This window comes from Microbacterium sp. T2.11-28 (assembly GCF_950097975.1).
Taxonomy (GTDB): Bacteria; Actinomycetota; Actinomycetes; order Actinomycetales; family Microbacteriaceae; genus Microbacterium.
Map to the genome: position 1 here is coordinate 20,676 of NZ_CATNHF010000032.1, position 20,881 is coordinate 41,556.

Below are 20,881 nucleotides of genomic sequence, written 5' to 3' on the forward strand. Positions count from 1 at the left end.
GTCAACGGAGGGGGAGGCCGAGGGCAGTCATGAACGGCTCGGGGTCGATGGCGACGCCATCGAGCTGCACTTCGAAATGCAGGTGGCATCCCGTGCTCTTGCCGGTGCTGCCTTCGAGACCGAGCGGAAACCCGACGTCGACGTCGTCCCCGACAGCGACGATCAGGGAGTGCCATTGCATGTGCCCGTACAAGGTGACGATTCCGTCGCCATGATCGATGCGGACAGTGTTGCCCCACCCGGGCATCGGCCCCGCATCGATCACTCGCCCCGCGGCTGCGGCGAACACAGTCTGCCCACATCCGCTGGCGAGATCGATGCCTTCGTGGTCGGAGGGGCAATACGCGCACCCCTTCACCGGGTGCCAGCCGAACCCCCGACCCGTCGTCCATCCAGGCGCTAACGGTTCGCCCCACACGCCCGAGGTCCTCGGGATCCCGCCGGGCCCGGCGCCCCCTGCAGTTGTCACGGCATCGCCCGCGACTGCAAGTGGTATTAGCCAGAGCGGTGACAACAGCATTAGCGCGAGCGTTATCAATGCGCCTACAAGCCCGACCACGACCCTGCGGCCAGTCCTCGATCGTGCGAGGGCTGCGGCGGCGGTGACCGGGGCGCCCACGTCAGGGCTCCAATGGCTCCGGGAAGAAGCGCACCACCTTGCAGTCCCCAGCCTGCTGCGCACTGTCCGGGGTCGGGACAGAGCCCGCGCCGCACAACACCTGCACGCTCACGCGCACGGTGTCCTCATACGACAGCTCCCCATCGCTGCCATCCGTCCGCGTGATCATCAACACCACATCAGCGGTACCGATCGACATATCTCCCGACTCGTCGTCGGGAACCACCTGAAAGTCGATCGGCCCATTCACCGTGGCGACCACCCGGCCCGCTTCGGAGTCCAACGACTCCCATTCCGACTCCGGCAAGACAACGGACTGCCGCAACTCGAGCCGGGCGGACTCGAGCTCGGCTGTCTGATCGGCGGTGGCATATCGGGTGTCCGGGGTGAACCATGAGTCCAGGAACGAAAGCCATTGGTCGCGCACCGCGAGCTGAGTATCGAACGTGGACGCGGCCGACAACGCCGCGCGGACGTAGACATCCCCGTCGCGGGTGATGGGTTCTGCCACCCAGCCAAGTTCGCGGACCGAGGCGTCCACGGAATCGCCCGCGGATGGCTCGGTGGTCGATGAGGAACCCGGAGTGTTCTGGGTGCTCGTGGGGGGAGCCGACGGAATGTTTGGGGTAGGCGTCTGAGTAGCGCCCGAACTCATGCCAATCACAATCGCGACCACAGCGATCAGGAGGACAGCGCCGCCCAAAGCGGCCCACACAAGCCCGAGGTTGCGGCGCGAAGGCGACATCTTCATCTCGGCGCCTCCTCGTCACGAGCGTGCACGTCGACCAGGCGGACCGAAACAGAGGAGCGTGTCGACGACGCGTACTTGCTGGCCGACGGTACCCGTGCCGCGCGGACGGCGTCTGTAGGGCACTTGGGGGACAAGCTCCTCACCACCTTCCACGCACTAGGTGTCGCCTTAGACGTCACCTTAGGAGAACGCGCTTTAGTCGTCAAGTGGCGCGATGGATAATGATCAGGTGCCTCGATACGCTGAACCCGCCAACGGAGGTTGGGGGCAGGACCCGGTGGCTTCGCTCGGCAACTCGGTCAAGCTGTCTATCATCCGCCTACTGCGGGAACATCCAGGGTCCACGTCAGTGCAGTTGACCGAAGCACTACAACTCGGTCGCACCACGGTGGTCGAGCACCTAGCTCAACTCGAGGACGCGGGCTTGCTGCAGGCGGTGCCACCGCGAGGAGCGCGTCGGCGAGGAGAGGTCGTCACCTACCGAGTACAGAACGCGCGGGTGACCGAGCTATACCTCCAACTTGGACAGGCGATGGGGGAGGTCTGAGGCCCGATAGCCAATCAGAACGTCGCGGGTGGCACGCCGTGGAAATATCGATGTGAGGCGTCCAGCTTGATTCGAGGACCCGGATGTGTGAGTAGGGAGATTGCCGCCCTCGCAGCGATCCTGTCCTGTCCTCAGGACTGGGGGATGAGGACCATCGAGTGGTTCGCGAAGAACGCGGTGCCACCCGCCCCGTGTCGTTGCATCGTGTGCGCGATCGCTTCTGCGTCACCCTGGTCGGAAGCAACGCGCAGGAGAGCGTTGCCCTTCTGAAGTGCTTCTGCGTAAGCGGCGAGCTCGTTCTCTGCTGAACCTAGGTGCTGCAGGTTTCGGACTCGACGTCCTTTTTGTCATGCCCAGTTCCGTACAGATCGAAGATTCGAACGCCTTCCGGCCCCGCAAGCACATCCGCTTGCTGGATGTGAAACGGCGCACCCCCGAGCTCATCGCATGCGGCATACGCGACCTGGCTCGACCACTACACCCTAGACAGGCACCACCTCGGCATCGGAGGCAAGACCCCCATCGACCGAATCAACAACGGTCGAGGTCAGTACATCTAGAGCGGGAACCTACAACGACGACGGACCTGCTCGGACGCCGTCCTTCTGCGCGACGGACCGCCAGGGTGAAGGTTCTCGATAGGAGCTGCAATTTCCACCGGCGGCGGGCGGACGGGCTATTCGTTTTGTCCGATGGGTCGTGTGTACCGGCATCTCGGGCTGTTCGTTGCGGCCACGTCGCCGGCATGTCCGACCAGCTTGACGACTACATCACCCGGCCAGGGCTGGGACGTCGGTTTGATGGGTGGTGGCGGGGCGCCACCAGGCGGGCGCTCAACCTTCAAGCCGACGGGACGCGCGGTCAGCGTGTCTGCCGGGGATGGTGAGGAGGGCGACGGAGCCGATCACGATGGCGGTGCCGGTCCAGCCGAGCACGCTCTGGGTCTCCTGCAAGAGCCCGACGGACAGGACGATCCCGAAGACGGGCACGAGAATCGTCCATGTTGTGAGGATGTCGAGCCGGGACCGTTGCGTCTCCGCGTACCAGGCGACGGTGGTCGCGGCGGTGCCGGCCAGGGACATCCACAGCAGGGAGAGCACGAATCCCGGCGTCCATTCAATGACCGGCGGACCTTCGACGATCGCGGCGGCGACGAGGAGGATCCCGCCGCCGAGCAGCAGCTGCACGGTGGCGACGAGGAACGGGTCGGCGCGCACGGCGCGGCTGATGAGGGTGCCGGCGGTGACGGCGGCGGCGGCGGTGAGGGACAGCCATGCCCCGGTCCCGGCGCCGGCGGGCAGCACGATGAGCAGGAGTCCGGCGAGCCCGGTGAGCATCGCGGCCACCGATCGCAGGGAGGGACGTTCGCGGTAGAGCCACCAGGCGGGCAGCAGGATGAGGACGGGCTGGACGTTGGCCAGCACGGACGCGACGCCCGTTGTCAGGCCGATGGTGCCGCCGAACATGGCGGCGTAGGCGATGGCGACGTTCACGACGCCGAGCACGCCGATCAGCGTCCAACTGCGTACCTCGCGGGGGACGGGCGCGCGGCGGATGACAGTGAGGATCAGCAGAGCGGCACCGGCGACGAGGGCGCGCAGTGCTGCGAGCCACAGCAGCGGCGCATCTTGCAGCCCGACGCTGATCGCGACGAAGCAGGACCCCCACGCGAAGGTGATCCACAGCATCCGCCACGGGCTCGGCGCCCGCCGTCCGGTGCCGGCCGCGGTGGGGGTGCTCATGCGTCGTCGTCGGGGGGCGGGTTCGTGTGGTCGTGACGGGTCTGTTCACGGTGTCGTCCGTGGCCTCCGTGTCCGCGGTGGCTGAACAGGTGCAGTAGGGCGATCACGATGATGCCGGCGTAGGGGGCGGCCGCGGCGAGGTGGGTCCAGTGGTCGATGACCAGGTAGATGACGATCCCGGCGACGGCAAGCGCGATGATCCCCCAGATCCACACGCGTCCAGGGCGGGGCGGTCCGGCGTGCGGGGTGGTCATGACCGCTCCGCGGCGAGGAAGTCGTGTCTCATGCCGAGGGTGTTGTCGGTGAGACGGATGGAGGCGGCGGAGTCGGTGACGGTGCCGGTGAGGGCACGGATCGCGTCGATGGTTTCGGGGACGACGATCGCCTCGTTGCACACCTGGTAGGTGAGGTATGCCTCGTCGCCGTCGACGGTGACGAGGTCTTCCCAGACCGCGACTTCCCACATGTCCCCGCGGGGTCGGCCGAAGTCGCGCATCAGCTCGACCGTGGAGTTGAGGGCGACGAGCCCGTCGGACATGCGGATGAACGCGATGCGGGGGGCGGCGCGCAACGCGTCGAGGATCGGGTCGCGTGAGGCGCGGCGGGTCAGCTGCAGGGTCCAGTAGTGGTTGTGGGTATGCGTGCGCGCGCCCTTCGCGGCGATCGTGACCACGTCCAGGCCGGGAATCACGGTGCGCGCGTCCGCACCCTGGTGGGAGGGAATGACCGGTTCGGGAACCATCGTGTTCATGATGCCGCCCAGGTGCGATTCCCATGGGTCGGGGTGAGGCGGGCGGCGGATCTGATGCGCCAGTCGGTGATGATGTCCGCGACGCCAGTCAACTGCATGTCGGGTCGGGCGTGGACGGCGTCGGCGACCCTCTTGCCGATCACGCCGTATCCGTTGACGCCGACTTTGATCCTGTCCCATCTCCCTTTCCCCTTTTCATGGTGTTCTCGAGGCCGCGCACGGGTTAGTGGCGGGGCCGGCGGCGCCGCAGAGTCCATAGCAGGTAGCCGCCGAGCGCGCCGATCGTGCCGGTCCCGGCGCCGATCAGGACGCCTTCCCGGGAGCGCCATTTCGTGTTCCCGCCGACGAGGGTGCCGATCCCGCCGATCAGCGCGGCGGCGATCATTCCCGCGACGACACGGTTGCCGACGCGTTCGGCGCGCCCGACGAGAGGTTCCAGCTCCGTCGCGCGCAGGTGCACCTCGAACCCGCCGTCTTCGAGGAGATGCCGGAGCCGGCTCAGGGTGGCGGGCAGCTCGGTGAGCAGTGCTCCGGTGTCGGCTCCCGCGCGCGCCCATCGCCGGGCCAGAGCCGGCAGGGACAGCTGGGCGCGGGTGAGCTGCTCAGCGTAGGGCTGCAGGGCGTCGAGCATCTGGAAGTCCGGATCCAGCCGCGCCGCGGTCCCTTCGGCCATCATCAGCACTTTGAACAGCAGCGCCGTCTCCTGCGGAAGGTGCAGCTGGTGCTGCCGCAGGATGCCGAGCAGCTGCTGGAGCATGGTTGCGAGGCTGATCTCCGACAGCGAACGGCCCCGGTAGCGGGCCGTGAACGCGGTGATCGCCTGCCGCAGCCCTGCCCGGTCGACGACGTCGGCGGTCCGGGAGAGTTCTATCAGGGCGGTGGTGAGGGCGTCCGGGTCGTCGCGGGTGAAGGCGAGCACGATGCCGGCGAGGCCGTCCGTGGTCTGTTCGGTGAGCTCCCCGACCATCCCGAAGTCGATCAGCGCGAGCGCGCCGTCGGGCTGCACGAACATGTTCCCGGGATGGGGGTCGGCATGGAAGAACCGGTTGTCGAACACCATCGTGAGCACGATGTCGGCACCCAGCCGCGCGAGTGCGACCCGGTCGATGCCGGCGGCGTCCAGGCCCTCCAGGTCGTCGATCCGCACCCCGCTCATCCGCTCCAGGGTCAGCACGCGCGAGGTCGTGGTCTCCCCGTGCACGCGGGGAATCCGCACCCGCGCCGCGTGGGCGAACTCCTGCGCGAACCGTTCGGCGTTGCGGGCCTCCTGCAGGTAGTCCAGCTCGGCACGCAGCGTGCGGGAGAACTCCTCCACCAGCCCGGGCAGGTCGTACTGCCGGATGGCATCCCAGCGCCGGTCGGCGCGGTCGGCGAGGTTGCGGAGAATGTCCAGGTCTTCGTGCACCTGCGCGACCACGCCGGGCCGGCGCACCTTCACGACGACCTCGGTGCCGTCGTGAAGAGTTGCCGCGTACGCCTGCCCGATGGACGCCGCCGCCAGCGGCATCGGGTCGAACTGGGCAAACACGTGCTCTGGGTCGGCGCCGAGCTCTTCACGGAGCACGTCCCGAATGCCCTCCCACGGTGCCGCGGCGACGTCGTCCTGCAGTTTGGCGAACTCGGCGACCCATGCCGCGGGGAGCAGATCGTGCCGGGTGGAGAGGATCTGGCCCAGTTTCACGAACGTCGGCCCGAGCTCCTCCAACGCGACCCGCACATGCTCCGGGTTCGTGTAGGGGTCCTCCTGCCGGGCGTGTCCGAGGGCGCCGCGGTGGAACGGCACCAAGCCGCCCAGGCCCAGCACGCCGGCCAGGACGCCGAGTCCGTGCCGGCGCAGCACGGCCCCGATCTGCCGGTACCGGCTACCCCCCGCGCCCATCAGCTCACGCCCCTCTCAGCTGGCCTGTCGGCCGATGCTCGTTCCAGGATGAGTTCGACGCGCACGTCCGGGGCGAGCGCGGGGACGGTGACGACGGGGAAACCCAGCTCCTCATACACCTGCCCGAGCAGGTCGTGGATGCGCCGCTGCGCGGCGGGGTCCTCGGTGCGCGCGTAGTCGGGCGCCAGCGGGAGCAGGTCCAGCAGGAACACCGTCGCGTACCGGGTGGCGGCCAGCGCGCCCAGCAGGGCGGTGTCGGGCTCGAGGTTGAGGAAGCGGTAATAGGCGAGCGAGTCCGGCAGGGCACGGTCCAGGAACACCGTCTGTTGCGGGTCGAGGGAGTGCTCCTGCTCGATCTGCATGTCTACGACCGCGCGCTGGAACTCGCTCTGCCGTGCCCGCACCTCCGCAGTGCTGCGCCCGGTGATCCGTTGCAGGTCGATGTAGTGCCGGGCGTGCTCGATCGTGGTCGTGTATCCGCGGTCGCGCAGCAGGTTGACCGTGGTGGTCTTGCCCGAGCTGGGACCGCCCGTCACGACGTGCCAACGGGTGGGCTGTGCGGGCCGCGGCTCCTGGATGCCGGTCATGACCTCACCCTACACCCGGTACCCCTACAGGGTATGGTAGATTGTAGGTGGAGGTACGAGATGGCACACGGGTATGTGGACAACAAGCCGGCGCTGCTGGCGCGGCTGAGCCGCGCGGAGGGGCAGGTCCGCGGGATCGCGCGGATGATCGACGAGGACGTCTACTGCATCGACGTGCTGACCCAGGTGTCGGCGGCGACGAAGGCGCTGGAGTCCGTCGCGCTGGCGCTGCTGGAAGACCACCTCGCGCATTGCGTCGCGCAGGCGACCGCCGAAGGCGGCCCGGTCGCGGAGGAGAAGCTGCGTGAGGCGAACGCCGCGATCGCGCGCCTCGTGCGCTCCTAACCTCGCCCCACTCACATCGTTCAACGCTCTTGAAGGGAGCACATCATGACCGGACAGGGATTCCAGGACCTCGGACTGCAGGCGACGAGCACCGACGCGGGGTGCGCGTGTTGCAGCCCCACCTCACACGGCGCGGCAGCCACCGACACCACCGCAGTCCCGGCGACGGGTGACGTTGTGTCGGCGCAGTTCCTGGTGGAGGGGATGACCTGCTCGCACTGCGTGCGCAGCGTGACCGAGGAGGTCTCCGCGATCGACGGTGTCTCCGACGTCGCCGTCGATCTGCGCGCCGGTGGCGTGTCCACGGTGACGGTGTCCAGCGCGACGCCGGTGGATGCGGCGCGGGTGCGGGAGGCGGTGGAGGAGGCCGGCTACAGCCTCGCCTCAGTGTCATGACCACGACGACGACGGATGTTGATCTCGACATCACCGGGATGACCTGCGCGTCGTGCGCGACCAGGGTGGAGCGGAAGCTGAATAGACTGCCGGGGGTGGCGGCGACGGTCAATTTCGCCACCGAGAAAGCCCGCGTGCACGCCGAGTCCCCGGTGCCGCTGGAGGAGCTGATCTCGGCGGTCGAGCAGGCCGGGTACGGGGCCTCCGTCCCCGCCCCACCGGCCACCGAAGCCCCCGATGAACAGGCCACGGTGCCGCGGGATACGGAGTTGGTGTCGTTGCGGCAGCGGCTGATCGTCTCGACGGTCCTGGCGGTGCCGGTGGCGGTGTTGTCGATGATCCCGGTGCTGCAGTTCACCTACTGGCAGTGGCTGACCCTGACCCTTGCGGCGCCGGTGGTGGTGTGGGGAGCGTGGCCGTTCCACCGTGCCGCGGCGATCAACGCCCGCCACGGTGCGGCGACGATGGACACCCTGATCAGCCTGGGCGTGCTGGCCGCGTTCGGCTGGTCCCTGTATGCAATGTTCTTCGGCGGCGCCGGCATGCCCGGGATGCGGATGAGCGTCACCTTCGTCGGCACCCCGCAGTCCGGCGGTCACGAGGTGTATCTGGAGGTCGCCGCCCTGGTGACGGTGTTCATCCTCCTCGGCCGCTACCTGGAGACGCGCGCGAAGCGGCAATCCGGGGAAGCTCTGCGCGCCCTGCTGGAGCTGGGCGCGAAAGATGCCGTCGTCCTCCGCACAGGTAGCGAACAGCGCGTCCCCGTCGCCCAGCTGGTGCCCGGCGACATCGTGGTGGTGCGGCCCGGGGAGAAGATCCCCGCCGACGGTGTCGTCACCGAGGGTGTCTCCGCGGTGGACGAGTCGATGCTGACCGGCGAGTCCGTACCCGTCGAAGTCGCCCCCGGCTCGAAGGTGGTCGGCGCGACCGTGAACACCGGCGGCCGGCTGCTGGTAGAGCTCACCCGGGTCGGCGCGGACACGGAGCTGGCCCGGATGGCCAGGCTGGTGGAGGAGGCGCAGACCGGGAAGGCGCAGGTGCAGCGCCTCGCCGACCGGGTCTCCGCGATCTTCGTCCCCATCGTCATCGCCCTCGCCATCGTCGCGTTCACGGTATGGCTGCTGGTCGGCGCCTCCCCGGAGGTCGCGTTCACCGCCGCGGTGACGACGCTGATCATCGCGTGCCCGTGCGCGCTCGGGCTGGCGACCCCGACCGCGCTGCTGGTCGGCACCGGTCGGGGCGCGCAGCTGGGCATCCTGATCCGCGGCCCGCAGGTGCTGGAGCAGACCCGCCGCATCGACACCGTGGTGCTGGACAAGACCGGCACCATCACCGCCGGCACCATGACCGTCACCGCCACCCACCCCGCCGCAGGGACCGACGAGACGGAGCTGGTGCAGGTCGCCGGGGCGCTCGAGCACGGCTCCGAGCACCCCATCGGCCGCGCCATCACCAACGCGGCCAGCGGCCCGCTCGCGGCAGTGGAATCGTTCCAAGCCGAGGCCGGGCAGGGCGTGCAGGGCATCGTCGACGGCCGGATGGTCGCCGCGGGCCGCGCCTCCTGGATCACCACCCAGTGGTCCCTCCCCATCCCCTCAGGCCTCGCCGACACCATCGCGGCGGACGAGGCTGCGGGGGCGACGGTCACGGTGGTGGCGTGGGACGGGCAGGTGCGCGGGGCGATCAGCGTCGCCGACACCATCAAACCCACCAGCCGTGAGGCGGTCGCACGGCTCCGGGAGCTCGGGTTGACCCCGATCCTGCTCACCGGCGACAACCCCGGCGCCGCCCGCGCGATCGCCAACCAGGCCGGGATCGAGGACGTCCGCGCCGGGGTCACCCCGCAGGGCAAGCTCGACACCATCCGCGACCTGCAGGCCGCGGGCCGGGTGGTCGCGATGGTCGGCGACGGCGTCAACGACGCCGCAGCCCTCGCCGCCGCCGACCTCGGGATCGCGATGGGCACTGGCACCGACGCGGCCATCACCGCCGCGGACCTGACCATCGTCTCCGGCGACCTGATGCTGGTCCCGGACGCGATCCGGCTGGCCCGCCGCACCCTGGGCACGATCAAGGGGAACCTGTTCTGGGCGTTCGCGTACAACGTCGCCGCGATCCCGGTCGCGATGCTCGCCCTGCTCAACCCCATCCTCGCCGCCGCGGCAATGGCGTTCAGCAGCGTGTTCGTCGTCACCAACAGCCTCCGCCTGCGCCGCTTCCGCCCCCTGCCCACCCCAACCCGTGCCGGCGCCCCCGCCACCCGAGAGCCCGCGCCCGTCCAGGCCTAACCATCGCTCGAGAAGGAGACACACCATGTCCCACGACCACGACCACGACCACTCCGGGCACGACCACACGCACGGGCACGACCATGGAGGACACGAGCATGGTGCGCACGAGCATGGTGCGCACGAGCATCACCATCACGAGCCGCCGGCGGGGGCGACGAACCTGGTGACCTGTCCGGTGATGCCCGGCAACCAGGTCGACCCGGCCTGGGCCGAGCAGCGCGGCCTGTTCCGCGACTACCAGGGCAGCCGGTACTGGTTCTGCTGCGCCGAGTGCGGGCCGCTGTTCGACGCCGACCCGGCCCGCTACGCGCACGCCGCCTGACCGGCCAGATAACCCGGTCGGAGATAGAGGGTGGACACGGCGGTCGGGCTGGTGCAGGCGTACCTGCGGGTCAACGGCTACTTCACCGTCGCCGAATACCCCGTGCTGGACGCCACCGGTCCCGGCGGTCCCCGCACCATCACCGACCTGGACATACTCGCCGTACGGCTGCACCGCGCACCGGGAGCGTCCGGGACCGTCGACGCACCGCTGGACCCGGCCCTGGGTGCCGGGGGCGGAGCGGACATGATCGTCGGCGAGGTCAAGGAAGGCCGCCCGCACCCCAACCCGGCGATGCGGGACCCGGCCGTGCTGGAAGCCGCGTTCACCCGGTTCGGGTGCTGCGCCCCGACCGATGCCGCCCGGCTGGTCGCCGAACTGCTGGAAACGGGACGGACGGTGGCGCCGGAAGGGCACACGATCCGCACGGTCGTGTTCGGCAACCCCACCTCCCCGCCCGGGGCGGGGGCGCCGTGGCACACCGTCCCGTTCGCCCGGGTGCTGCGCTACCTCGAAGACCACCTGAGCGCGCACTGGGGCATCCTCGGCCGCACCCAGATCAAGGACGACACCCTCGCCCTGCTGGCCCTGCGGGAGAAGGCCCACCGCGCCGCGACCGGCGCCTCCCGCCAAGGCACGGACCGGTAGGGCGGGTCATGGCGGGGGAGCGTGTGCACACGCAGGGGGAGCCGGTGTGGGTGCGCACCCGTGACGGGCGCGCCCTTTATGCGATGGTGCTGCCGGGTCCCGCCGGGGGCCCCCGGGGTGCCGACGGTGGTGTTCGAGGCGGGATCGGCGGCGACCCGCTCCACCTGGGCGTCGGTGCAGACCCGGGTCGCCGCGTTCACGCGGGCCGTGGTGTATGACCGGGCAGGGCTGGGTCGGTCCGCCCCGGATAGTGCAGGGCGCACCCTGGACCGGATGGCCGACGACCTGAACGATCTGCTGGACGGCCTCGAGCCGAGCAGCGGGTTCGTGCAGGTGGGGCATTCCGCGGGCGGCCCGATGGTGCTGGTGGATCCGACCGACGAGGCAGCGACCCAGCAGTTCGGTGTGCCGTCCCGGGTCGGGGAGAAGATCGTGATCGCCGTGGAGTGGGTGCTGGCACGGGTGGGGTTGCTGGAGCGGTTCTTCCGGTTCCTCGGGGAGGGGATACCCGAGGATGTGCGGGCGGATCTTGACCGTGAGGCGTTCCGGCCCGCGGTGGTTATCACCCAGGGTCGGCATGCGCGCACGTTCCTCACCGAGCTGCACGCCTGGCGCGGCGACCCGCCGGTGCTGCCCGATGTCCCGGTCACCGTCATCTCCGGCAGTCTCGCGGACGGGATGCCGCGACGGGTCCGGGATACCGCGACCGCCGCCGGGCGGTATCGGGCCGCACGGTCCCGGCAGGGCCGGCACGTGGTCGCTGCCCGCTCCGGCCACTACATCCCCGCCATAGAAGCGGAACTGATCGCTGCGGAGATCCGCCGCCTCGTCCTCCCGCCCGTCGGATAGCCCCGGGTTGTCGGACCGGGCATGCCTGGTCAGGCCACGGCAGGGGTGCGTCGCCGCCGGGCGATCGCACCGGTGAGGGCGAGACCACCCAGCCCACCCCACAGGGTGACAGTGGAGACACCTTGTCCGATGAGGACGGCGGGGGTGAGCCCGGTGCGCAGGTCGGTGTCGGCGATCATCGCCCCGGCCTGTCCGGCGGGCAGACCGGTGAGGGTGCTGCCGTCGGGGCGGATGATCTGGCTGGTGCCGACGGTGGAGACGTTCACCACAGTGCGGCCGGTCTCCACCGCGCGGATCCGGGCGACCGCGAGCTGCTGCAGGTTCTCGTCCGTGCCGCGGAAGTCGGCATTGTTGGTCTGGAACACCAGCAGCTCCGCACCGGCGGTGACGCTCTCGGCGATGACCTCGTCGTAGATCACGTCGAAGCAGATCGCCAACCCCACCGGCACACCGCCGACGGTGACCAGCGGCACGTCCGTGCCGTGCGCGTAGTCGCGTTGCAGCAGCCCGACCAGGTCGGGGGCGAGCAGGGTGTAGAACGCCCGGTCGGGCACGTACTCGCCGAACGGCACCGGGTGGCGTTTCGCGTGCGTCTGCGTCTGCTCCCGCCGCGGCGTGGCACCGGTGGTGGCCGGGTCCCACAGGAACGACGTGTTGTAGATGTTGCCACCCGACGTGGTGGCCGCGTTCGCCAGCAGCGGGGCCCCTGCCCGGGTGCTGATGCCGGTGAGGTACTCCGCCAGCCACGGGGTCTGGAACGGGTCAGCATCCAGCCCTTCCGGCCACACCACCACATCCACATCCGCGTCGAGCACCGGGCCGGTCGCGTCTCCCTGCGCCCGGGCGATCGCCCCCACGGTGCGCTGGTCGAAGTACCCGGACGGGCCGTTGCCTTGCACCGCCCCGACCCGCATCGTCCCGGCCGGTGTCGTGGGAAACGCCGGGACCAAAACCAGCATCAGGGCGGTGACGGCGGGTACGGCGGCGGGCAGCGGGCGACGCCACAGGCCGGTCCGGATCGTTTCGATCGCGGCGGCGACGGTGAAGACCATCAGGAAGGTGAGCCCGCTCACTCCGACCCAGGACACCGTCTGCACGAGGGGGCTGTCGGCTTGGGTGATCCCGAGCCGCGCCCACGGCAGCCCACCGTACGGCCAGGCGCCCAGCAGCACCTCCCGGCCCGTCCATAACGCGGCCAGCAGGCCCGGCAGCAGGAGCAGGCGTCCGACCGGGCCGGGGGCGGCGCGCGGCATCCACCGGTACGCGAGCGTCAGCGGGATGATTCCGACCGCGGTCAGGGTCCCTTCCACCACGGTCAGTGCCGCCCACGGCACCGGCCCGAGATACCGGGTCGTCCAGGACACCAGCAGCCCGAAGAACAGCAACCCGAACACCGCCCCGACCGCGACTGCCCCCCACACGCTCCGGCCGATCAGGGCGAGAAGCAGCAGCCCGGTCGCGGCGAACGCGGCTGGCCAGAATCCCATCTCCGGGTAGGCGAGATCCATCAGCACCGCCGCGGCCGCCGCGACCGGCAACGCCACCGCCAACGGCATCACCGCCCGGGCACGGCGATTCGGCGGGGTGGGTTGGGGGTGCCCGTGCGGGTCCTGGAGGGGCGTCGGCGTGGCGGTCATGGCCGGTCCGCGATGGTGCGGGCGATCACGGCGGCGTCCCGGGACACCCCGGCGAGGGTGTCCGCTCCGGGGCGGCTGTGGGCGGGGATCCCGGCGACGAACAAGCCCGGCAGTCCGGTCATCGCCGGTCGGGACCGGGCTGCTGTCGCCTCGGCGGGGAGCCAGTCGTCACCGGGGTCGTATCCGGTGGCGAGGATCACCGAGTCCGGGGCGAGGGTGCTGCCATCGGCGAACGTGACATGCCCGTTGTTCGCACCGGTCACCGCCGGGGCGACCGCCACGCCCGCGTGACGCAGCGCATGGTAGCTGTCGCCGAACACCGGCTGCACGGCGGGTGGGCGGCCCAGCCAGGACGAGCCTGCCCGGGCGTGGACGGGGAAGGTAGGGGCGGGTCGGTGCGGCCGTCGGGTGCGGACCGCGAGGGTGACCTTGTGGGAGGCGGACAGCTCTCGCGCCAGCTGCACCCCGCTGTTGCCGCCGCCGACGATCAGCACCCGCCCGGTGGGCACCTGCCGGGGGAACTGGTAGTGGGCGCTGTGCAGCACCACCCCGGGCACCCGCAGCTCTGACGCCCACGCGGGGATGCGGGGGTGGGTGGCGGCGCCGGTCGCGCACACCACGTTGCGGGTCTGCACGTCGCCCTCCGCGGTCTGCAGCTGCAGCACCGACCCGTGACCGCGGCGTTCCACCCCGACCACACGCAACCCCCAGAACGGGTCCACCCCCAGGGTGTGCTGCACCTGGTCCAGGTAGTTCGCGATCTCATCGGCCCGGGGATGCTCGTGCGGGTCCAGCGGCAGCGGCCGGAGCGGAAGCGTGCTGTGGCGGGCGTCGGACAGCAGCCGCATCGAATGCCACCGGGACGCCCAACTGCGTTGCCGGTCCGTGGCGGCGTCGACGACCACGAACTCCTGCTGCGGCCGCAACCCCAACCCGATCAGCGCGGCGGCCACCGCGAGCCCGGCCTGCCCGGCCCCGACGATGATCGCCCGCCGATGCGTCAACCCCGACCGCATCACCACCCCCTCCCCGCACAAGAGGGCCGGGGCGGGAACGGACGGAGGATGATCGCGCCGGCGCCGCGGCGGGACGGGGCCGGACGGGGCCGAGCGGGGCCGGGTGGGCGGCGGTGACCGGCCGCAGCCGTCGGCACCGGACCGGCGACGGGGGCCGCCGTGATACGGGTCGTCAAGACATTCTCCAAACCTAGAAATCGGCATCACACAGCGCCCGCACACGGGCGGGCGGGAAGACGCCGCCCATGGGTGGGCGGCATGCCGGATCTCAGGTTCGGGAAATCGACAACAGCAGCAGTGAGGGCGCGGCCGGACGCCGCGACACGGGCACCGGCACCAGCAGCGGCGCGCGCACCGGACGGGATACCCGCAGTATCCGCAGCCGGCTCTGTAACCGCAACCCCGTCACGGCCGCCAGTACCAGCAGCGTGCACACCACCCCGATCAGGCACCCCCACGCCCCGGACGCATCGACGGACACCCCCGCAGAGGACGACGCCGTCCGGCCCTCCACCGGTGCCCCCGAGTCCGGGGTAGAGCCGGTCGCGACGGGGGAGCCCGCACTGGTGTCGGCGTGCGCGTCAGCCGTGGTGTGGGAGGTGGTCCAGCCGCCGATGATGAGCACAAGTGCCAGGCCCAGGATGGTCAGCAGCCGCCCCGACCACCACCCCGCCGCGATGACCCGGTCGGGCCGGGATCGGGGGTCGCGGGGCATAGTCCCTCACTGTACCAATCCGACCTTTGCGTCTCCCGGATCCCGCCCGGCCGCAGGCCCTCCACGCCTTCGCCGACAGAGCAGCCACATCGCGTCCACCGGCACGTCGTTCTCGATTATCGGCGAACGACGTCCGTCTCCTGAGCGGAAGGATCAGTGCCCTCGGGGTGCCGTGGTGTCGGTGAAGGCGGGCAGCAGGATCGCCGTGACGCCGTCGGGGTCGAGTCTGCCGGTGCGGACTTCTTCGGCGGCGCCGTTGAGGACGGCACGGGTCGCTGAACTCCGCCGCGATCGTCTCGGCTGCGTCAGGTTCGCCCCACCGGGCACGTGCACCCGTCGCCACCGGAGGCGGCACCGGTTGAAAGAATACCCGGAGGGGGTATAAGGTGCGGGGAAGTGGTGTGCGAGGGAGAGGCGGGCGAGGATGATTCAACCGATCGACTATTTCCTGGTCGCCTGGTTCGTGCTGGTCGCGATCAGCACCGTCTGGGTCGGGGTGGACCAGTTCCGTCACAACCCGGAACCGGCGGTGATGAAGTGGGGCTTTATCCTGGTCACCCTCTACTTGGGGCCGATCGGGGCGCTGCTGTATGTGCTCGCGGACAAGGAGCCGCGACCGGGAGAGCATGAGGAGTTCACCCGGCCGCTGTGGAAGCAGGGCATCGGCTCGACCATTCACTGCGTCGCGGGCGATGCCACCGGCATCGTCGTCGCCGCCGTCGTCGTCGCGTCGCTGGGCCTGCCCATGTGGCTGGATCTGATCATCGAGTACGCCGCCGGGTTCGCGTTCGGGTTGTTCGTGTTCCAGGCCCTGTTCATGAAGAACATGATGGGCGGCAGCTACTGGCAGAACGTGCGCCGCTCGTTCCTGCCCGAGTTCATCAGCATGAACCTGATGATGGCGGGCATGGCGCCGGTGATGTCGCTGCTGATGATGGGCCGCGACATGCGGGCCATGCTGCCCACCGAGCTGCTGTTCTGGGCAGTGATGAGCTTCGGGATCGCGGTCGGGTTCGTGCTCGCCTACCCCGTGAACGTGTGGATGGTGAAGAAGGGCCTTAAACACGGCCTGATGACCGTCCGCCCCCAGCCCGCCACCCACCCCCAGGAGCATGACGCGCACGCGCAACACAGCCCGCGGCCGCCGGAGGCGCACGCCGGCCACGACCAGGCGGCGGGCCGCGCGACGTCGCCGGGGCCGGGGCATGAGGCACACCAGCCTTCCGGCGCCGGCCGGGTGACCGTGCCGCAGCTGACCGTGGTCGGCGCGTTCTCCGCGATCGCGCTCGTGGTCGGGATGGTCGCCCCCGCGAACGCCGTCAACATGACTCTTAGCGCGCACGACGTCGGTGGGCTGATCATGCCGCCCGGGATGATCATGACCCGTGACACCCCCGCCGAGGCGATGCGGGACATGGCTGCCGTCGACCCGCGGGCCGCGACCGCCGCGTACGACGTGGACACCCGCGGTGATGAGGTGCTGGAACCTGCCCGCATCGAGGACGGGGTGAGGGTGTTCGAGCTGACCGTGTCGCAGATCCGCTGGGAGATCCTCCCCGGCGTCACCGTCGACGCGTACGCGTACAACGGGCAGATCCCGGGGCCTCGGCTGCAGGTCACGCAGGGCGACCGGATCCGCATCGACGTCACCAACGAGCTCGACGAGTCCACGACCGTGCACTGGCACGGCCTGGACGTGCCCAACGAGATGGACGGGCCCGCCGGGATCACCCAGGATCCCATCCAGCCCGGCGACACCTACCGGTACGAGTACACGGTGAAGCAGTGGGGCACGTTCTTCTACCACTCCCACGATCACGCCGACCGGCAGCAGGCCCTCGGCTTGTACGGGGCGCTGATCATCGACCCCGCCGACCCTGGCCTGCAGCCGCCCGCCGATCACGAGTACACGATCCAGCTGCAGGAGTGGCTGTCCCGGGAGGGACTGACCTATCCGGCGATGCCGATGGAAGGGGGCATGCCGAACTACTTCACCATCAACGGGAAGGCGTACCCGGCCACCGAGACCATCGACATGAAGGTGGGCGAGACCCTCCGGGTGCGCTTCATCGGCTCGAACACCAACGACATTCACCCGATGCACATCCACGGCGGCCCGTTCACCGTCGTCGCCCGCGACGGGGCGGCTCTCACCACGGCGCAGCAGTTCCAGGCCGACACGATCAACGTCGGGCCGGGACAACGCTACGACGTGCTCTGGAACGCGCTCGAGCCCGGCCAGTGGCTCATCCACTGCCACATCAACCACCACACCACCAACAACAACGTCGAAACCGACGGCGCCGGCGGCCTGACCATGATCATCAACGTCACCGAGTAACCCCACGAACCAAAGAACCGCCGCCGTCATCGCCGTTGCCGGGTCGAGTCACGTCCGCGCCCTCCGGCAGCACAGCAGGCCGATGCCAGGGGTGCCCAGTTCATCGTGCCCGACCGTTTCGGTTGCCGGGGGCCGAGGTCGCCCGCCCGCCCGCAACGGGGCGCGGTGACCTCGCCGTGGTCAGGTGGTCGCGGGAGGGAGGACGCGTCGGCGGCGGGCGACGGTGACGGCCGCGGCGACCGTGAGCGCCGCCGAGACGGCGAGGAGCACGGCGGCGAGGAGGATCTGCCCCGGTGGCGGGGTGGCGGCGGTGACGGGCTGGTAGAGGTTGCGCTGCTGGCTTTGCGGGCCGGTGAGTTGCTGATCGACGGGCACCCACACCTCGAGGGTGCGTTCGCCGGTGGCGAACTGGGCGTACACGAACCACAGCCCCGGTGACGGCAGCGCCAGTTCCCCGGTGAAGGTGCCGGGAGGCGGGGTGCCGGGGTGCGCGCGCAGCGGCGCGGTGAGGTCCTCTCCCGCGCGGCGGGCGACCAGCCGGGTCGGGGTGAGGTCGGTGTCGTCGGTGAGGCGGATGCCGGTGATGGTGACGGTCAGCTGCCCGGTGCCGTCGCCGGTGACGGTCATCTGTGCGGTGCCGTAGGCGGTGCCCTGGCCGGGGTCGTGCGCCTGCGCGGGTGGGGGCGGGGCGAGGGCGACCAGCAGAAGGGTGAGGGCCGCGGCCGCGGCCCCGGATCGGAGGCGAGTCCCCGGCCGCACGGTGAGGGCGATCATGCTGACGATGATCACCGTGGTGGTGCCGACGGCGGACCAGGCGACGGGGGTGGGTGGGACGCTGCTGATCCCGGTCCCGGAGGCCAGCAGTTGCAGGGTGGTCACGGCGAGGGCGGCCACCGGCCACCGCCACCGGGGGACGGGCAGGGCCAGCAGGAAGAGCCCGGCCACGGCGACCGGCAGGTCGGGGGCGAGCCACCCAGAGGTGGTGAGCAGCACCCACAGCACCACCCGGAACACCAGGTACCCGGCGACGACGAGGACGATGTGGGTGCGGCCGGGGACCAGGGTGGTGATCACCCATGCCGCGCCGAGGGTGGTCGCCAGCAGCAGCGGCAGGGACAGGGTCTCGGTGAACTGGGGCACGTCGGTGTCGTATTCCATCACGATGATCAGCGCCGCCCCGAGCACGCCTGCGGCCAGGGCGATCCGCGGCGGGGCGGGCACGAGCCGGTCGGTGCCGGTGAGCAGGCCGATCAGCACGCACAGGGTGCCGATCACCGACAGCAGGTGCGGGGGCGACCAGAGCACCGCGTCACGCCCGAACGCGGTGTGCCAGAACGCGTCGGCGGGGGCGGCCGCCGCGGTCGCGACCGCCGCAGCGACCGCGAGGGCGAACCCGGGCGTGCGGAACACGGCGGTCACGGAGCGTGTCGCGGCCAGCCGCCGCCACCCCCAGCCGGCGATCACGACCCCGACGGTGAGGATCGACGCATACAGCAGCAGGTGGGGAGGGATGAAGGTGCTGTCCCGGCCGAGGGTGGTGTGCCAGGAGTCGTCCCAATACGCCGACCCAACCCCGGCGGCTGCGGCGGCTGCGGCGACCCAGACGCCCCCGGCCCCCAGCGCCGGGGAACCGCGGGCCGGGTCCGGCTCGGACGGGAGGGGGGCGCGGTCACGGGTGCCGTGTGGTCGCATGGTCTGTCCTTTCAGTGATGCGGCAGGGAGCCGGTCCGCCCCTGCCAGGCGGCTAACGCCATGGCGCCGCTCCCGGCGGCAGCGGGGTGTTAGAGGGGGAGCACGGTGGCTCCGATGAGGTTCTGGATGCTGGAGATGAGGAGTGTCCAGGCTCCGCTGATCATCGCGATGCCGGTGGCGATCATGAGGATCCCGCCGGTGATGTTGATGGTGCGGATGTGGCGGCGCAGGAACGTGATGCTTCCGGTGGCCCAGTTCAGGCCGGCCGCGGCGGCGATGAAGGGCAACCCCAGGCCCAGGCAGTAGGTGACGGCGAGGAGGGCGCCGCGGGCGGGGTTGCCGGTGGTGAGGCTGAGCGCGGAGATCGCGGCGAGGGTGGGGCCCAGGCACGGGGTCCAGCCGAGCCCGAACGCGATGCCGAGCAGGGGAGCTCCGGCCAGCCCGCTGGGTGGGTGGATGGCGGGTTTCGCGGTGCGTTGGAGAAGCCGGAACACGCCGAGGAACACGAGCCCCATCAGCAGGACCACGATCCCGAGGATGCGGGTGAGGAGATCTTGCCAGCGGATGAGCCAGCCACCCAGGGCGCCGAACGCGGCCCCGTAGCCGATGAACAGGACGGAGAAGCCGAGGGTGAACAGCCCGGTCCCGGCCAGCGCCCGCCACCGGGAGACCCCCGCGGTGGTGGTGGTGCCGGTGAGGTAGCCGAGGTAGCCGGGCACGAGGGGGAGCACGCAGGGGGAGGCGAAGGACACCAGCCCGGCGAGGAGGGCGAGGGGGAGGGCGGCCCAGATGCTGCCGGCGGTGATGATCTCCCCCATCAGGGGCTCGTCTCGGCGAGGACGGTGTCGATGAGGGAGGCGAGGGTGGTGCGGGTAGGAAGCTGCCCGATGATGCGGGCGGCCATCCGGCCGGTGCGGTCCAGGACGATGGTGGTGGGCACGGCGCCGGGGGCGGCTTTCCCGGCGAACGCGGCTTGCACGGTGCTGGTGGTGGCGTCCAGGATCGACGGGTAGGTGATGCCGAATTGGTTCTCGAACGCGGCGGCGGTGTCGGCGGTGTCGCGCACGTTGACGCCGATGAACACGACACCGTCGGGCTGGTAGGTCTGGGCGAGGGCTTCCAGGTCGGGCGCTTCGGCACGGCAGGGCGGGCAGGCGGCGTACCAGAAGTTCACCACGACGACCGAACCCTCCCACGCGGTGGAATCCGCCTGCTCCCCGGTGTCGGTGGTGCCGGTGAAGGTGACCGGGTCGTCGCGCTGATCGGCGGGGATCTCCCGCACGGTCTCGTCCGCGGACAGATACCCCGGGGACGGGGAGGAGGACAACAGGCCGGGCGTCTGGGCGGTGCACCCGACCAGAAGCAGGGTGAGCGCGCCGAACGCGGCGACCGCGGCGGCGGTGACCGTGCGGCGGGGTGGGCGGGTCAGGGCGGTGGGGGTGCGCATGCGGGGAATCGCTCCGGCCGGTCAGGTGTTCGTGTTCTTGGTGGTGGGGCGGCGGCGGCCGGCGAGGATGGCACCGGTGATCAGCAGCAGCGCCCCGGTCGGGTACCCGGCGACCAGGTCGAGCCAGCCGGGGGGCTGGCCGGGGCCGAATACTTCCAGGTGCGCGAGCCAGTGGATGATCGCGACGATCGCGCCGGCGGCCATCAGGGCCTGGCCGACCCGGACGAGCAGGCGGTGTCGCCGCCAGGCACGTTGCGGGTCCTCAGCCGGGGCGGGGCGGGGGGTGGTGCGGGTCATGAGCGGGTC

At 70.6% G+C, this 20,881-nt stretch carries 23 protein-coding genes; 8 read left to right on the forward strand and 15 right to left on the reverse strand.

Features of this window, described 5'->3' with window-relative positions; translation table 11 throughout:
• Nucleotide 1: 1 nt before the first annotated feature.
• Both QQZ13_RS15430 and QQZ13_RS15435 read right to left on the reverse strand, forming a co-directional pair.
• Nucleotides 2-520: a M23 family metallopeptidase gene (locus QQZ13_RS15430; RefSeq protein ID WP_284530388.1), complete on the reverse strand. Its 519-nt coding sequence runs from the start codon at nucleotides 518-520 to the stop codon at nucleotides 2-4.
• A 100-nt stretch (nucleotides 521-620) separates the two neighbouring features.
• Nucleotides 621-1,370, reverse strand: a complete 750-nt coding sequence (locus tag QQZ13_RS15435; RefSeq protein WP_284530389.1) for a hypothetical protein — start codon at nucleotides 1,368-1,370, stop codon at nucleotides 621-623.
• Between the two features lie 214 nt (nucleotides 1,371-1,584).
• Here QQZ13_RS15435 and QQZ13_RS16340 point away from each other — a divergent pair, with 214 nt between their 5' ends.
• Complete coding sequence (locus QQZ13_RS16340) at nucleotides 1,585-1,917, forward strand: ArsR family transcriptional regulator (RefSeq protein WP_369335402.1); 333 nt, start codon at nucleotides 1,585-1,587, stop codon at nucleotides 1,915-1,917.
• Nucleotides 1,918-2,750: 833 nt separating this feature from the next.
• Here QQZ13_RS16340 and QQZ13_RS15440 read toward each other — a convergent pair.
• The 6 genes from QQZ13_RS15440 to QQZ13_RS15465 all read right to left on the reverse strand — a co-directional run bounded on the left by QQZ13_RS15440 (nucleotide 2,751) and on the right by QQZ13_RS15465 (nucleotide 6,876).
• Nucleotides 2,751-3,659: a DMT family transporter gene (locus QQZ13_RS15440; RefSeq protein WP_056207410.1), complete on the reverse strand. Its 909-nt coding sequence runs from the start codon at nucleotides 3,657-3,659 to the stop codon at nucleotides 2,751-2,753.
• Nucleotides 3,656-3,913 (reverse strand): DUF2933 domain-containing protein, encoded by a 258-nt coding sequence (locus QQZ13_RS15445; protein WP_056518825.1) that lies wholly within the window; start codon nucleotides 3,911-3,913, stop codon nucleotides 3,656-3,658. The genes QQZ13_RS15440 and QQZ13_RS15445 overlap by 4 nt, the downstream gene beginning before the upstream one ends.
• Nucleotides 3,910-4,410, reverse strand: a complete 501-nt coding sequence (locus QQZ13_RS15450; protein WP_284530390.1) for a hypothetical protein — start codon at nucleotides 4,408-4,410, stop codon at nucleotides 3,910-3,912. The genes QQZ13_RS15445 and QQZ13_RS15450 overlap by 4 nt, the downstream gene beginning before the upstream one ends.
• On the reverse strand, nucleotides 4,407-4,553 hold the full coding sequence (locus QQZ13_RS15455; protein ID WP_284530391.1) for a hypothetical protein: 147 nt from the start codon (nucleotides 4,551-4,553) through the stop codon (nucleotides 4,407-4,409). Before QQZ13_RS15455 ends, QQZ13_RS15450 begins: the two co-directional genes overlap by 4 nt.
• An 80-nt stretch (nucleotides 4,554-4,633) precedes the next feature.
• A complete protein-coding gene (locus QQZ13_RS15460) occupies nucleotides 4,634-6,289 on the reverse strand; it encodes an AarF/ABC1/UbiB kinase family protein (RefSeq protein ID WP_284530392.1) in 1,656 nt (551 codons plus the stop codon).
• Complete coding sequence (locus QQZ13_RS15465; protein ID WP_284530393.1) at nucleotides 6,289-6,876, reverse strand: ATP-binding protein; 588 nt, start codon at nucleotides 6,874-6,876, stop codon at nucleotides 6,289-6,291. The genes QQZ13_RS15460 and QQZ13_RS15465 overlap by 1 nt, the downstream gene beginning before the upstream one ends.
• 60 nt (nucleotides 6,877-6,936) lie before the next feature.
• On the opposite strand from QQZ13_RS15465, the gene QQZ13_RS15470 reads away from it, so the two are divergent.
• The 6 genes from QQZ13_RS15470 (at nucleotide 6,937) to QQZ13_RS15495 (ending at nucleotide 11,727) form a co-directional block, all read left to right on the forward strand.
• Nucleotides 6,937-7,221, forward strand: coding sequence for a metal-sensitive transcriptional regulator (locus tag QQZ13_RS15470; RefSeq protein WP_056207405.1), 285 nt, complete (start codon nucleotides 6,937-6,939; stop codon nucleotides 7,219-7,221).
• A 45-nt stretch (nucleotides 7,222-7,266) separates the two neighbouring features.
• Nucleotides 7,267-7,617, forward strand: a complete 351-nt coding sequence (locus tag QQZ13_RS15475) for a heavy-metal-associated domain-containing protein (protein ID WP_284530395.1) — start codon at nucleotides 7,267-7,269, stop codon at nucleotides 7,615-7,617.
• The gene (locus tag QQZ13_RS15480; RefSeq protein ID WP_284530397.1) at nucleotides 7,614-9,905 is read left to right on the forward strand and encodes a cation-translocating P-type ATPase; all 2,292 of its coding nucleotides are present in this window, start codon (nucleotides 7,614-7,616) and stop codon (nucleotides 9,903-9,905) included. The genes QQZ13_RS15475 and QQZ13_RS15480 overlap by 4 nt, the downstream gene beginning before the upstream one ends.
• A gap of 25 nt (nucleotides 9,906-9,930) precedes the next feature.
• A complete protein-coding gene (locus tag QQZ13_RS15485) occupies nucleotides 9,931-10,230 on the forward strand; it encodes a YHS domain-containing protein (RefSeq protein ID WP_101305236.1) in 300 nt (99 codons plus the stop codon).
• Nucleotides 10,231-10,260: 30 nt separating this feature from the next.
• Entirely contained in the window at nucleotides 10,261-10,878 is a 618-nt protein-coding gene (locus QQZ13_RS15490; protein WP_284530398.1) for a hypothetical protein, read from the forward strand.
• Nucleotides 10,879-11,151: 273 nt separating this feature from the next.
• On the forward strand, nucleotides 11,152-11,727 hold the full coding sequence (locus QQZ13_RS15495; RefSeq protein WP_342395274.1) for an alpha/beta hydrolase: 576 nt from the start codon (nucleotides 11,152-11,154) through the stop codon (nucleotides 11,725-11,727).
• 29 nt (nucleotides 11,728-11,756) lie between these two features.
• On the opposite strand, the gene lnt is transcribed toward QQZ13_RS15495, so the two are convergent.
• The 3 genes from lnt to QQZ13_RS15510 all read right to left on the reverse strand — a co-directional run bounded on the left by lnt (nucleotide 11,757) and on the right by QQZ13_RS15510 (nucleotide 15,095).
• The gene (lnt, locus tag QQZ13_RS15500; protein ID WP_284530400.1) at nucleotides 11,757-13,364 is read right to left on the reverse strand and encodes an apolipoprotein N-acyltransferase; all 1,608 of its coding nucleotides are present in this window, start codon (nucleotides 13,362-13,364) and stop codon (nucleotides 11,757-11,759) included.
• Nucleotides 13,361-14,380, reverse strand: coding sequence for an NAD(P)/FAD-dependent oxidoreductase (locus tag QQZ13_RS15505; RefSeq protein WP_284530402.1), 1,020 nt, complete (start codon nucleotides 14,378-14,380; stop codon nucleotides 13,361-13,363). Before QQZ13_RS15505 ends, lnt begins: the two co-directional genes overlap by 4 nt.
• Nucleotides 14,381-14,648: 268 nt before the next feature.
• Nucleotides 14,649-15,095, reverse strand: coding sequence for a hypothetical protein (locus QQZ13_RS15510; protein WP_056518817.1), 447 nt, complete (start codon nucleotides 15,093-15,095; stop codon nucleotides 14,649-14,651).
• A 424-nt stretch (nucleotides 15,096-15,519) separates the two neighbouring features.
• On the opposite strand from QQZ13_RS15510, the gene QQZ13_RS15515 reads away from it, so the two are divergent.
• Complete coding sequence (locus QQZ13_RS15515; protein WP_284530404.1) at nucleotides 15,520-17,436, forward strand: multicopper oxidase domain-containing protein; 1,917 nt, start codon at nucleotides 15,520-15,522, stop codon at nucleotides 17,434-17,436.
• 180 nt (nucleotides 17,437-17,616) lie between these two features.
• Here the strand turns inward: QQZ13_RS15515 and QQZ13_RS15520 are convergent, their stop codons facing one another.
• The 4 genes from QQZ13_RS15520 to QQZ13_RS15535 all read right to left on the reverse strand — a co-directional run bounded on the left by QQZ13_RS15520 (nucleotide 17,617) and on the right by QQZ13_RS15535 (nucleotide 20,872).
• Nucleotides 17,617-19,128, reverse strand: a complete 1,512-nt coding sequence (locus tag QQZ13_RS15520; protein WP_284530405.1) for a hypothetical protein — start codon at nucleotides 19,126-19,128, stop codon at nucleotides 17,617-17,619.
• 89 nt (nucleotides 19,129-19,217) lie between these two features.
• Nucleotides 19,218-19,946: a cytochrome c biogenesis CcdA family protein gene (locus QQZ13_RS15525; RefSeq protein WP_284530406.1), complete on the reverse strand. Its 729-nt coding sequence runs from the start codon at nucleotides 19,944-19,946 to the stop codon at nucleotides 19,218-19,220.
• Complete coding sequence (locus QQZ13_RS15530) at nucleotides 19,946-20,575, reverse strand: TlpA disulfide reductase family protein (RefSeq protein ID WP_284530407.1); 630 nt, start codon at nucleotides 20,573-20,575, stop codon at nucleotides 19,946-19,948. The genes QQZ13_RS15525 and QQZ13_RS15530 overlap by 1 nt, the downstream gene beginning before the upstream one ends.
• Nucleotides 20,576-20,596: 21 nt before the next feature.
• Nucleotides 20,597-20,872, reverse strand: a complete 276-nt coding sequence (locus QQZ13_RS15535; protein WP_284530408.1) for a hypothetical protein — start codon at nucleotides 20,870-20,872, stop codon at nucleotides 20,597-20,599.
• Between the last annotated feature and the right edge of the window lie 9 nt (nucleotides 20,873-20,881).